Consider the following 12,189-nt stretch of genomic DNA (forward strand, 5'->3'; position numbering starts at 1 on the left):
GTTCACTGGACAACACTCCCGGTGTTGAGGAGCGGACCCGGCTCGCCGGTCGCGTCCGCCGCGACGGCGGCGGTCGAGATCCGTACGACCGCGCCGGACGCCGCGCCGAGGCTGCGCCGGAGGGTCGAACCGGGTGAGTTCGTGGGCAGCCAGACCACCCCGTCCGGCATCTCGGTGATCGCCGCGGGCAGGGTCAGCGCCCCCCGCTCGGTGCCCACCGTCACCGGGTCACCGTCGGCGACACCGAGCGCCTCCGCGGTGCCCTTGCCCAGCCGGACCACCGGCGGGCGGGCGGTGCCGAGCAGGTACTCGTCGCCGTCGGTGAGGCTGCCCAGGTCGAGCAGCTGGTGCCAGGTGGCGAGCACGGCCTCGCCGGGGCCGGGCTGCGCGACGGCGGCCGGCTCGACGTCCGGCGCGCTCGGCCGGTCCATCCGGGTCGGCGGCAGCCCGCCCAGCTCCCGGCGGACGCTCATCACGTCACCGGTGCCGAGCCGCACGTCGAGCTGCGCGGCGATCGCGTCCAGCACCCGCCCGTCGGTCATCGCGGCGGTCTTCAGCACCGCGTCGAACGGCCGCAGCCGGCCCTCCCAGTCCAGGAAGCTGCCGGCCTTCTCGGCCACCGGCGCGACCGGCAGGACCACGTCCGCCCGGCGGGCCACCGCGGTCATCCGCAGTTCCAGGCTGACCAGGAACGGCACCGCGTCCAGGGCCGCCTCGGCCAGCCGCGGGTCGGCCAGGTCGGCCGGGTCGACGCCGGCCACCACCAGCGCGTCGAGCTGGCCGTTGGCGGCGGCGGTGAGGATGCCGTCGGTGTCCCGGCCGGCCTGGCTCGGGATCACCCCGGCCGGGATGTCCCACGCCTCGCCCAGCTCGGCCCGCGCCGCGGGCTCGGTGACCAGCCGGCCGCCGGGCAGGAGGTTGGGCAGGCAGCCCGCGTCGACCGCGCCGCGGTCGCCCGCGCGCCGCGGCACCCAGGCCAGCTTGGCCCCGGTACGCCGGGCGATGCCGGCCGCCGCGGAGAGGCCGCCGGGCACGCCGGCCAGCCGCTCGCCGACGACGAGGATCGCGCCGGGGGCGCTGAGCGCCTCGGTCACCGTCTCGTGCTCGGCCAGGACCTGCGCCTCCTCGCCCGGGATGACCCGGGCGAGCTTGGCGCCGAGCTTCTCCAGGCCACGGCTGGCGAACGGCGCGATGGCGTACACCTTCAGGGTCTTCTTCAGGTACGCCTTGCGCAGCCGCAGGAAGAGGATCGGGCACTCCTCCTCCGGCTCCAGGCCGACCAGCACCACGGCCGGGGCGTTCTCGACGTCGGCGTAGGTGACGTCGGTGACCCCGGCGACGTTGCTGGCCAGGAAGTCGGCCTCCTCGCGGGAGACCGGCCGGGCCCGGAAGTCGATGTCGTTGGTGTGCAGCGCCACCCGGGCGAACTTGGCGTACGCGTAGGCGTCCTCGACGGTCAGCCGGCCGCCGGTGAGCACCGCGCTGCCCCGACCGCCGTCCCGGGCCGCCCGCAGCCCCTCGGCGGCGCGGGTCAGCGCCTCGCTCCAGGACGCCTCGCGCAGCTCACCGGTGCGCTCGTCGCGGACCAGCGGGGTGGTGATCCGGTCGAAGGCGCGGGTGTACTGGAAGGCCCACCGCCCCTTGTCGCAGTTCCACTCCTCGTTCACCGCCGGGTCGTCGCCGGCCAGCCGGCGCAGCACCTTGCCGCGCCGCCAGTCGGTGCGCTGGGCGCACCCGGCCGAGCAGTGCTCGCAGACGCTGGGGCTGGAGACCAGGTCGAACGGGCGGGCCCGGAACCGGTACTGGGTGCCGGTCAGCGCGCCGACCGGGCAGATCTGCACGGTGTTGCCGGAGAAGTACGAGTTGAACGGGACGTCCCCCTCGTCGCCCTCCTCCCCGTACGCGTCGTCCCGGTAGATGTTGATCTCCTCGGCGGACGACCGGCCCATCAGGTCGATGAACTTGTCGCCGGCGATCTCCTCGGAGAACCGGGTGCAGCGCTGGCAGAGCACGCAGCGCTCGCGGTCCAGCAGCACCTGGGTGCTGATCGGCAGCGGCTTGGGATATTCCCGCTTGTGCTCGTGGAACCGCGAGTCCGTCCGGCCGGTGGACATCGCCTGGTTCTGCAGCGGGCACTCGCCGCCCTTGTCACACATCGGGCAGTCGAGCGGGTGGTTCATCAGCAGCAGCTCCATGACCCCCTCCTGCGCCTTCTTGGCGACCGGGGAGGTGAGCTGGGTGCGGACCACCATGCCGTCGGCGACCGGCTGGGTGCAGGAGGCGACCGGCTTGCGCTGGCCCTCCACCTCCACCAGGCACTGCCGGCAGGCGCCGGCCGGGGCCAGCAGCGGGTGGTCGCAGAACCGTGGGATCTCGGTGCCGAGCTGCTCGGCGACCCGGATCAGCAGCGCGCCCTTGGGCGCGGTGACCTCGACGCCGTCGATGGTCAGCGTGACCGTCTCGGTCTGCTTGGCTACGTCCGTCATCAGTGGGCTCCAACCAGCTGCTTGTCGGAGAGCTTCGGAGCGGTACGTCCCTCGATGTAGTCGAGGTAGTCCTGCTTGAAGTACTGCAGCGAGGAGGTCACCGAGCTGGTCGCACCGTCACCCAGACCGCAGAACGAGCGGCCGAGGATGTTGTCGCAGGTGTCGAGCAGGGTGTCCAGGTCCTCGTGGGTGCCCTGGCCGGCGAGGATCCGCCGGTAGACCCGGACCATCCAGTAGTTGCCCTCCCGGCACGGGGTGCACTTGCCGCACGACTCGTGGTGGTAGAACTCCAGCCACCGATAGGTCGCGTAGACCGGGCAGTCCTGGTCGGAGAAGATCTGGGTGGCCGTGGTGCCCAGGATCGAGCCGGCCGCCGCCACCCCCTCGAAGTCCAGCGGCACGTCCAGGTGCTCGGCGGTGAGCAGCGGCGTCGACGAGCCGCCCGGGGTCCAGAACTTCAGCTCGTGCCCGGGCTTCATCCCGCCGGCCAGCTCGATCAGCTCGCGCAGGGTGATGCCCATCGAGGCCTCGTACTGGCCCGGGTGGGCGATCCGGCCGGAGAGCGAGTAGATCATCGGGCCGGAGGACTTCTCCGTCCCCATGGTCTTCCACCAGTCCGCGCCGCCCAGCACGATCGGCGGCACGCTGGCGATGGTGCCGACGTTGTTGACCACCGTGGGGCTGGCGTACAGGCCGTGGGTCGCCGGGAACGGCGGGCGCAGCCGGGGCTGGCCCCGGAAGCCCTCCAGCGAGTCCAGCAGCGCGGTCTCCTCACCGCAGATGTACGCCCCGGCGCCGGAGTGCACCACCAGCTCCAGGTCGAAGTTCGAGCCGAGGATGTTCCGGCCGAGGTAGCCCTTGGCGTACGCCTCGGCGACCGCGCTGCGCAGCCGGCGGGCGGCGTGCACGGCCTCGCCACGGATGTAGATGTAGGCGCGGTTGGCCCGGATCGCGTACGAGGCGATGATGACCCCCTCGACCAGCGAGTGCGGGTCGTGGGTCATCAGCGGCAGGTCCTTGCAGGTGCCCGGCTCGCCCTCGTCGGCGTTCACCACCAGGTAGTGCGGCTTGCCGTCGCCCTGCGGGATGAAGCCCCACTTGAGACCGGTGGGGAAGCCGGCGCCGCCGCGGCCGCGCAGCCCGGAGTCCTTGATCAGCTGGATCAGGTCGTCCGGGTGCGCCTTGAGCGCCTTGCGCAGGGCGGCGTAGCCGTCCAGCTTCTCGTAGGTGCGGAGCTGCCAGGCGTCCGGCGACAGCCAGCGCTTGGTCAGCACCGGGGTCAGCTTGGCCAGGGTCTCCGGCCGAGGAGTGGTCACTTCTGGACCCCCGTTTCGCTCGCGACCGCCGAGCCCGCGCCGTTCGCGCCGGTCCCGGCCTCCGCTTCCTTGAGGTTGCGCTCCTGCGCCCCGGCCTCGTCGCCGGCCGCCTTGCCGTCACCGGCCGTCGGGTTCGCCGCCACGCCGGCCGCCTCCGCCTTCTGCGCGTCGCGCGGGGCGGGCGGCACCGAGTCGGTCGGCACCTTGGTGCCGGGCGCGTCCGGCACCGCGGTGCTCGCGTCCGGGTGCCGGGTCTCCGCGGTACGCACCTGCGGCGACTTGTCGTCCGGCGCCTTGACGTCGGGCGCCGTGCTGCCGGTGGCCGCCTCGGGCCGGGCCGGCTCGCCGACGCCCGCGTTGCCGGCCGCGGGCTCGGGCTTGGCGGGCTCGGGCTTGGCGGGCTCGGGTGCCGGCTTCGCGGCCTCGGCCTTCGCCTTCGCCTCGGCGGCGGCCCGGTCGGCCTCGGCCTTGCTGCGGATCGGGGTGTTCGGGTCGTAGCCCGGCACCGAGATGCCGTGCTGCTCGGCCAGGCGCAGGCCGCGCAGGCTGGGCTCGCCCGGCCCGCCGTCGGCGACCGCGCCGTCCCGCTCGTCGGCGAAGCCGGCCAGCTGGATCGCCATCTCCTTCAGCGTGCAGAGCCGCGCGCCCCGGGTCGGCATCGGCCGGCCACCCGCGCGCAGCTCCTCCACCACGCCGAGCGCGCCCTGCGGCTCGACGTTGTCGAAGAAGTCGTAGTTGACGGTCATCACCGGGCCGTAGTCGCACGCCGCCAGGCACTCGGCGTGCTCCAGGGTGATCTTCCCGTCCGCGGTGGTCTCCTCGTGCCCGACCCCCAGGTGCTCGGCGAGGGCGTCGTAGACCGCCTGGCCGCCGAGCACGTCGCACATGGTGTTGGTGCAGACGCTGACCAGGTAGTCACCGGTCGGCTTGCGCTTGTACATGGTGTAGAAGGTGGCCACCGCGCCGACCTGTGCCTTGTTCAGGCCGAGCACCTCGGCGCAGAACTCGACGCCGGCCGGGGAGACATACCCCTCCTCGGCCTGGACCAGGTGCAGCAGCGGCAGCAGCGCCGAGCGGGACCGGTCGGCCGGGTACCGGGCGATGATCTCCCGCGCCCGGGTCCGGGTTTCGTCAGTGAACACAGTCATCGGTCACAACCACCCATCACGGGGTCCAGCGAGGCGCCGCCGGCGATCACGTCGGCGATCAGGCCGCCCTCGGCCATCGCCGGGAGGGCCTGGAGGTTGACGAAGCTCGGCTCCCGGTAGTGCACCCGGTACGGCCGGGTGCCGCCGTCGGAGACCGCGTGCACGCCCAGCTCACCGCGGGGCGCCTCGATGCCGACGTACACCTGGCCCGGCGGGACCCGGAAGCCCTCGGTGACGAGCTTGAAGTGGTGGATCAGCGACTCCATCGACTGGCCCATGATCTTGGCGACGTGCTCCAGCGAGTTGCCCATGCCGTCCACGCCGATGGCCAGCTGCGCCGGCCAGGCGATCTTCTTGTCGGAGACCATCACCGGCCCCGGCTTCAACCGGTCCAGCGCCTGCTCGACCAGCTTCAGCGACTCCCGGATCTCGGCGAGCCGGACCTGGTAGCGACCCCAGACGTCGCCGTCGGGGTGGGTCGGCACGTCGAACTCGTACGTCTCGTAGCCGCAGTACGGCATGGTCTTGCGCAGGTCCCAGGCCAGCCCGGCGGAGCGCAGCACCGGGCCGGTGACGCCCAGCGCCAGGCAGGCGGTGACGTCCAGCACCGCGACGTTGCGCGTCCGCTCGACCCAGATCGGCTGCCCGGAGAGCAGGTCCTCGTACTCCTTGAGCCGCTTCGGCATCATCGCCAGGAACTTGCGGATCTTGACGATCGCGTCGTCCGGCACGTCCTGCGCCACGCCGCCCGGACGGACGTACGCGTGGTTCATCCGCAGGCCGGTGATGCTCTCGAAGATGTCGAGGATGTACTCCCGCTCGCGGAAGCCGTAGAGCATGATCGAGATCGCGCCGAGCTCCATGCCGGTGGTGGCCAGCCAGACCAGGTGCGAGGAGATCCGGTTCAGCTCCATCATCAGCACCCGGATGGTGGTGGCCCGCTCGGTGATGTCGTCGGTGATGCCGAGCAACTTCTCCACGGCCAGCGCGTACGCCGTCTCGTTGAAGATCGGGGCCAGGTAGTCCATCCGGGTCACGAAGGTCGAGCCCTGGACCCAGTTGCGGTATTCGAGGTTCTTCTCGATGCCGGTGTGCAGGTAGCCGACGACCGAGCGGACCTCGCGGACCGTCTCGCCCTCCAGCTCCAGGACCAGCCGGAGCACGCCGTGCGTGGACGGGTGCTGCGGACCCATGTTGACGACGATCCGCTCGTCGTTGATCGGGTCGGTACCGGAGACGACCTCGTCCCAGTCCCCACCCGTGACGGTGAAGACCTTGCCCTCGGTGGTCTCACGCTCGGTGGCGTAGTTGGACGTGGTCACTGGTAGGACCTCCTCCGGTCCGGCGGCGGGATCTCGGCGCCCTTGTACTCCACCGGGACGCCGCCCAGCGGGTAGTCCTTGCGCTGCGGGTGCCCCTCCCAGTCGTCCGGCATCAGGATCCGGGTCAGGGCGGGATGGCCGTCGAAGACGACGCCGAACATGTCGTACGCCTCCCGCTCCTGCCAGTCGGCGGTCGGGTAGACGGCGGTGACGCTCGGCAGGTGCGGGTTCTCGACGGAGACGGCGGCCTCCAGCCGGACCTGGCGGCGGTAGGTCATCGAGGTGAGCTGGTAGACCACGTGCAGCCGCCGCTCGTCGGCACCGAGGTAGTCGACCCCGGAAACCGAGGAGCAGAGCTCGAAGCGGAGCGCCATGTCGTCCCGCATCACCTGGCAGACCTCGGCGATCCGCTCCGGCCGGACGTGGATGGTCAGCTCGCCCCGGTCGACGACGACCTTCTCGATCGCGTCGCCGAACTCCGGGTACGCCTCCTCCAGCGCGTCGCGGACCTCGTCGAAGTAGCCGCCGTACGGCCGGGAGGTCTCCTCGATCGGCTTGCGCTGGCGGACCAGGCCGCCGAAGCCGGAGACGTCGCCGGTGCCGTGGATGCCGAACATGCCGCGACCGGCCGGGCTGGCCGGCGGGTACTCGGCCGGTGCGCCGGTGCTCGCGCCGGCGGGGTTGACCGGTACCGGCACCCCACCGGTGTTCTGGTTGCCCTCAGTCACTTGATGCCCCCGTGCGGGTGGAGGTGGTTCTGCGCCTTCATCCAGTTCTCGATCCGCAGCTGCTCCTCGCGCCCCTCGCGGACCGCCTTCGTCCACTCGGCCCGCCGGGCCTTGTCACTGCGGTACGACGACGGCATCGAGCCGTACGGGACCACCGGCACGTCGCCGCGCTCCTGGCGGGCCGCCAGCATCTTGCGGCCGTTCGCGCCCAGCGGCTCGTACATGATCTTCTCGCGCAGCTTGAGGATCGCGTCGATCAGCATCTCCGGCCGGGGCGGGCAGCCCGGAAGGTACATGTCCACCGGCACCACGTGGTCGACGCCCTGCACGATGGCGTAGTTGTTGAACATGCCGCCGCTGCTGGCGCAGACGCCCATCGAGAGCACCCAGCGGGGCTCCGCCATCTGGTCGTAGATCTGGCGCAGCACCGGGGCCATCTTCTGGCTGACCCGGCCGGCCACGATCATCAGGTCCGCCTGCCGCGGCGAGGCGCGGAACACCTCCATGCCCCAGCGGCCCATGTCGTAGTGCGGACCACCGGCGGCCATCATCTCGATGGCGCAGCAGGCCAGGCCGAAGGTGGCGCCCCAGACGGACGACTTCCGCGACCAGTTGACCAGCTTCTCCACGGAGGTGAGCAGGACGCCGGCGGGGAGCTTCTCCTCGATGCCCATCTGACGTACCTCCCTCAGTCCCAGTCCAGGCCGCCGCGCCGCCACACATAGGCGTACGCGACGAAGACCGCGACGATGAACAGGACCATCTCCACGAAGCCGAAGATCGGCAGGGCGTCGAAGGAGACCGCCCAGGGGTAGAGGAAGATGATCTCGATGTCGAAGACGATGAAGAGCATCGCCGTCAGGTAGAACTTGATCGGGAACCGGCCGCCGCCGACCGGCTGCGGGCTCGGCTCGATGCCACACTCGTACGCCTCGAGCTTGGCCTTGTTGTACCGGCGGGGACCGGCGAAGCGGGCGGCGGCCACGGAGAACAGCGCGAACGCCGCGGCGAGGGCGAACAGCCCGATGATCGGTGCGTAAGGCGAGAGCGTCATCGTTGTCTCCTGCTCGTCCTTCCCTGACCTCGACGGTTGGCGAAAATCACACTATTCACGTCCCTCGTGACCTCGGCCGGCGGGGGGTCGATCTCTGTCGGGCCGGGGGCGCCGTCGCCCCCGGAACCGCTGGTCGGTGGGCATCACACGGCCGGGGCCGCCTTCGTCATCGCGTTGATGACCCGGTCCATCGCGTCCCCGCCGCGCGGGTCGGTCAGGTTGGCCAGCAGCTTGAGCACGAAGCGCATCAGCATCGGGTGCGGCATGCCGTGCTTGGTGGCCATCCGCATGACCTCCGGGCGGCCGATCAGCTTCACGAAGATCCCGCCGAGCCGGTAGTAGCCACCGAAGCGCGCCTTCAGCTCCTGCGGGTACGCCAGCAGCGCCCGCTCCCGGTCGGCGCCGGCCGGCCGGGCGAGCGCCTGCACCGCGACCTCCGCGGCCAGCTCGCCGGACTCCATCGCGTACGCGATGCCCTCGCCGTTGAACGGGTTGACCATGCCGCCCGAGTCGCCGACCAGCAGCACCCCCCGGGTGTAGTGCGGGACCCGGTTGAAGCCCATCGGCAGCGCGGCACCGAGGATCGGGCCCTCCGCGTTGGCCTCGTCGGTCATCCCCCAGTCCTCCGGGGTGTTGGCCAGCCAGTCGGTGAGCAGCCGCCGGTAGTTCGTCTTGCCGAAGGCGGCGGAGGAGTTGAGCACGCCGAGGCCGACGTTCACCCGGCCGTCGCCGAGCCCGAAGATCCAGCCGTAGCCGGGCAGCAGCGCGTCGCTGTCCTTGGCCCGCAGCTCCAGCCACGACTCCAGGTAGTCGTCGTCGTGCTTGGCCGGCGACCGGTAGTAGCGGCGGACCGCCACCCCGATGGGCCGGTCCTCCCGCTTGGCCAGCCCGAGGGCGAGCGGGAAGCGGCCGGAGACGCCGTCCGCGGCGACCACCAGCGGGGCGTGGAAGGTGGCCGGCTCCTTGTCCGGACCCACCTCGGCCTGCACGCCGATCACCCGGTCGTCGGCGCCGAGCACCGGGCCCAGCACGTTCACGCCGGTCCGCAGCTTCGCCCCGGCCGCGACGGCGCGCTGGGCGAGCAGGTCGTCGAAGTCCAGCCGGGTGCGGACCAGGCCGTAGTTCGGGAAGCTGGCCAGATCCGGCCAGTCCAGTTCCAGGCGTACCCCGCCGCCGATCACCCGCAGGCCCTTGTTGTGCAGCCAGCCGGCCTCGGGCGAGGTGTCCACGCCCATCCGGACGAGCTGGCGCACGGCGCGCGGGGTCAGCCCGTCGCCGCAGACCTTCTCCCGGGGGAACTCGGTCTTCTCCAGCAGCAGCACGCGTACGCCGTGCCGCGCCAGGTGGTACGCGGTAGCCGATCCTCCGGGACCGGCGCCCACGACGATCACGTCGGCGTCGTTCTCCACCGCGGTCATCTGCGCCTCCTCCCGCATGCTCGTGAAATGGTTCACAAGCCGATCGGGTTGGAGTCTATGACCGGCGTCATACGGAAGCCGGGTTAGGGGTGCCTAACTCACCGAGGTGACAGCCGGTGAGCATCCACTGGGGGCGTCAGCCGCGCCGCGCCACGTCCAGCCCCGCGTCGGCGCGGATCGCCTCCGGCAGGTGCTCACGCAGCGCGCCGCCGGCCGCCCGGTCCAGCGCCGCCAGCACCTCGGCGACGACCTGCCGGACGTCGGCCGGGTCCGCGCCGGCCAGCGCGCGGAGCTGGGCGATGAGTTCCGCGGCGTCCTGGTCCGTCGCTTCGGCCTCTGCTCGGGTCATGCGCCCGAGCTTACGTGGGCAAAGTGGACTATTCCTCCATATGCCGTACTTGCGCCGGAACCCGACCGTCAGTCGCGGACGGCCCGGTGCAGCGCCACCACCCCGCCGGTCAGGTTCCGCCAGGCCACCCGGCCCCACCCGGCCCGCTGGATCCGCGCGGCCAGCCCCACCTGGTCCGGCCAGGCCCGGATCGACTCGGCGAGATAGACGTACGCGTCCGGGTTGCTGGACACCGTCCGGGCCACCGCGGGCAGCGACCGCATCAGGTACGACAGGTAGACCGTGCGGAACGCGGGGTTGACCGGGGTGCTGAACTCGCACACCACCAGCCGCCCGCCCGGCCGGGTCACCCGGGCCAGCTCGCGCAGCGCCGCGTCGGTGTCGGTCACGTTGCGCAGCGCGAAGGAGATGGTCACCGCGTCGAAGCTGGCGTCGGCGAACGGCAACCGCAGCGCGTCCCCGGCCAGCAGCGGGACCGCCGGACGGGACCGCTTGCCGGCGTGCAGCATGCCGAGGGAGAGGTCCGCACCGACCGCGTACGCCCCGGAGTGCGCCAGCTCCTCGGTCGAGACCCCGGTGCCGGCCCCCACGTCCAGCACCCGCTCCCCCGGACGCAGCCCGAGGGCCGCCCGGGTGGCCCGCCGCCAGAAGCGGTCCTGGCCGAAGGAGAGCACGGTGTTGGTCAGGTCGTAGCGAGCCGCCACGCCGTCGAACATCGCGGCGACCTCGTGCGGCTGCTTGTCCAGGCCAGCGCGCTGGCCCTGCGGGGTACGGCTCACCCCTCCACTCTGCCAGCCGACCGCGCCCGTACGCCGGTCGGGTCGCCGCCCCCCGGACCGGCGAGGGGGCGCGGTGACAGCACCGCGCCCCCTCGTGACCGGGCACGCTCAGTCGGCGGGCCGCTCGTCGCCGGGCGCGACCGGCACGGTCCGGCGGCGACGCGTGAGCACCAGCAGCGCGGCGCCCACGAGCAGCACGCCCGCCCCGACGCCGCCGATCAGACCGACCTTCGCACCGGTGAGGGCCAACCCGCCGCCGGTCCGGCCACCGCCGTCCCCACCGCCGTCGCCCGGCGCGGCCGGTCCGCCGACGCCCGGCGACGCGGTGGGCGGGGCGGGCGGGGCCGCCGTCGGCGACCCGTCCGGCTCCCCGGTCGGGGCCACCGTCGGCTCCCCGGTCGGCTCGCCGGTCGGGGCCACCGTCGGCGACGGGGTGGGCTGACCGGTCGGATCGGGCGAGGGCGGGGCGGACAGGTCGACGAAGACGTCGAAGACCGCGCTGTCGTCGCCCTCGTCGACCTCGGCCAGCGCCCGGCGCTGGGCCTCGGTGACGCCCCGCGGCGCCTGCCGGGCCCGGCCGGCCGCCGCCGCCCGGTCCAGGCCCACCGCGAAGAGGTTGCCGATCCGCAGCACCGGATCCTCCACCCGGGCGTCGACCGTCACCCGGACCGTGTCCGTGTACACCTGACCCGGCCCGAGCACGACTCCGGCGTCCTCGCAGAGCGCCTGGGCCAGCCCCTCGATCTCCTGCCGCACGCAGCCCGGCGGCAACTGGGCGAAGGTGGCCCCGGCGGGCAGCGTGATGCCGTAGAAGACACCGGTCGTCGGGCGGCTGCCGGCGTTGTGCACCAGCCAGTCCAGCGGCGCCGTCTCGCCGGGCCGGACCCCCTTCAGGTTGCGCTCCCCGGCGTCGTCGCCGTCGACCTCGGTGTCCGCGTGGACGTCCTGGGCCCAGGCGATCAGGTCGTGACCCGGCTCCGTCACCGTGACGTCGAGGTCGACGGTGTTGTCGCCCAACTCGGGATCGGTGGCCGAGGCGACAGTCACGGTGAGGCTGCCGGCGCCGCCCCGGCCGCCGGTGCTGAACAGCGGGATGCCGAAGTCCTCGCTGGTGCCGGCGGCCACGTCGCCGATCGGGCAGGTGAAGCTGTCCCGGCCGCGGTCCGCCGCGCAGTCCGGGTCGACCAGGTAGCCGACCCGGTCCCGGTTGAGGTTGCTGACGTCGACGGTGTACGTCACGCCCCGGGCGGTGGCCCCGCCCCGGGTGTTGTCCACGGTGAACTTGAACGGCTTGGCCCGAGCCTCCTGGACCCCCTGGGCCAGCCGGGTGCTGAGCGGCACCAGGGCCAGGTCGGCGACCTGCGTGGACTCCGGGGCGGCGGACCCCGGCCGGGCGGGCGGGGCCGGCGGCGCGGCCGTCGCGGCCGGGGCCGCGGCGGCCAGGCCACCCACGGCCAGCAGGGTTGCGGCACCGGCCCGGGCCAGGGACGAGCACTTGCTGAAGATCATCGATCCCCCGGGGTAAGGGACGGGAAGTTGCGGAACCCGACGGACGCTATCGAAGGCCGCCCCGCCATGCCAGGACCCCC

The 12,189-nt window shown here is 72.7% G+C and carries 11 protein-coding genes; all 11 read right to left on the reverse strand.

Annotation, left to right across the window (positions count from 1 at the left end):
- Window positions 1-2: 2 nt before the first annotated feature.
- Window positions 3-2,486 carry an NADH-quinone oxidoreductase subunit G gene (locus K7640_RS08605; RefSeq protein ID WP_222954165.1) on the reverse strand — a complete coding sequence of 828 codons (2,484 nt, stop codon included), beginning with the start codon at window positions 2,484-2,486 and terminating at the stop codon, window positions 3-5.
- Window positions 2,486-3,802 carry an NADH-quinone oxidoreductase subunit NuoF gene (gene nuoF, locus K7640_RS08610; protein ID WP_222954166.1) on the reverse strand — a complete coding sequence of 439 codons (1,317 nt, stop codon included), beginning with the start codon at window positions 3,800-3,802 and terminating at the stop codon, window positions 2,486-2,488. Before nuoF ends, K7640_RS08605 begins: the two co-directional genes overlap by 1 nt.
- The gene (gene nuoE / locus K7640_RS08615) at window positions 3,799-4,950 is read right to left on the reverse strand and encodes an NADH-quinone oxidoreductase subunit NuoE (protein WP_222954167.1); all 1,152 of its coding nucleotides are present in this window, start codon (window positions 4,948-4,950) and stop codon (window positions 3,799-3,801) included. The genes nuoF and nuoE overlap by 4 nt, the downstream gene beginning before the upstream one ends.
- Window positions 4,947-6,272 (reverse strand): NADH-quinone oxidoreductase subunit D, encoded by a 1,326-nt coding sequence (locus K7640_RS08620; protein WP_222954168.1) that lies wholly within the window; start codon window positions 6,270-6,272, stop codon window positions 4,947-4,949. Before K7640_RS08620 ends, nuoE begins: the two co-directional genes overlap by 4 nt.
- Window positions 6,269-7,000 carry an NADH-quinone oxidoreductase subunit C gene (locus tag K7640_RS08625; RefSeq protein ID WP_222954169.1) on the reverse strand — a complete coding sequence of 244 codons (732 nt, stop codon included), beginning with the start codon at window positions 6,998-7,000 and terminating at the stop codon, window positions 6,269-6,271. Before K7640_RS08625 ends, K7640_RS08620 begins: the two co-directional genes overlap by 4 nt.
- A complete protein-coding gene (locus K7640_RS08630) occupies window positions 6,997-7,674 on the reverse strand; it encodes an NADH-quinone oxidoreductase subunit B family protein (protein WP_222954170.1) in 678 nt (225 codons plus the stop codon). Before K7640_RS08630 ends, K7640_RS08625 begins: the two co-directional genes overlap by 4 nt.
- A 14-nt stretch (window positions 7,675-7,688) precedes the next feature.
- Window positions 7,689-8,054 carry an NADH-quinone oxidoreductase subunit A gene (locus tag K7640_RS08635; protein ID WP_091593239.1) on the reverse strand — a complete coding sequence of 122 codons (366 nt, stop codon included), beginning with the start codon at window positions 8,052-8,054 and terminating at the stop codon, window positions 7,689-7,691.
- Window positions 8,055-8,197: 143 nt separating this feature from the next.
- Complete coding sequence (locus tag K7640_RS08640) at window positions 8,198-9,472, reverse strand: geranylgeranyl reductase family protein (protein ID WP_222954171.1); 1,275 nt, start codon at window positions 9,470-9,472, stop codon at window positions 8,198-8,200.
- A gap of 136 nt (window positions 9,473-9,608) precedes the next feature.
- Complete coding sequence (locus K7640_RS08645; RefSeq protein ID WP_222954172.1) at window positions 9,609-9,821, reverse strand: hypothetical protein; 213 nt, start codon at window positions 9,819-9,821, stop codon at window positions 9,609-9,611.
- 68 nt (window positions 9,822-9,889) lie between these two features.
- The gene (locus tag K7640_RS08650; protein WP_222954173.1) at window positions 9,890-10,600 is read right to left on the reverse strand and encodes a demethylmenaquinone methyltransferase; all 711 of its coding nucleotides are present in this window, start codon (window positions 10,598-10,600) and stop codon (window positions 9,890-9,892) included.
- A gap of 108 nt (window positions 10,601-10,708) precedes the next feature.
- A complete protein-coding gene (locus K7640_RS08655; protein ID WP_222954174.1) occupies window positions 10,709-12,109 on the reverse strand; it encodes a PT domain-containing protein in 1,401 nt (466 codons plus the stop codon).
- Window positions 12,110-12,189 lie beyond the last annotated feature (80 nt).

The sequence above is a fragment of the Micromonospora sp. PLK6-60 genome (genome assembly GCF_019890675.1).
Classification (GTDB): Bacteria; Actinomycetota; Actinomycetes; order Mycobacteriales; family Micromonosporaceae; genus Micromonospora.

What these genes read in the sequence shown, in the direction of transcription:
- K7640_RS08605 (WP_222954165.1), bottom strand. Translation starts at nt 2,486, where the DNA reads ATGACGGACGTAGCCAAGCAGACCGAGACGGTCACGCTGACCATCGAC.
- nuoE (WP_222954167.1), bottom strand. Translation starts at nt 4,950, where the DNA reads ATGACTGTGTTCACTGACGAAACCCGGACCCGGGCGCGGGAGATCATC.
- K7640_RS08630 (WP_222954170.1), bottom strand. Translation starts at nt 7,674, where the DNA reads ATGGGCATCGAGGAGAAGCTCCCCGCCGGCGTCCTGCTCACCTCCGTG.
- K7640_RS08635 (WP_091593239.1), bottom strand. Translation starts at nt 8,054, where the DNA reads ATGACGCTCTCGCCTTACGCACCGATCATCGGGCTGTTCGCCCTCGCC.
- K7640_RS08640 (WP_222954171.1), bottom strand. Translation starts at nt 9,472, where the DNA reads ATGACCGCGGTGGAGAACGACGCCGACGTGATCGTCGTGGGCGCCGGT.
- K7640_RS08645 (WP_222954172.1), bottom strand. Translation starts at nt 9,821, where the DNA reads ATGACCCGAGCAGAGGCCGAAGCGACGGACCAGGACGCCGCGGAACTC.
- K7640_RS08655 (WP_222954174.1), bottom strand. Translation starts at nt 12,109, where the DNA reads ATGATCTTCAGCAAGTGCTCGTCCCTGGCCCGGGCCGGTGCCGCAACC.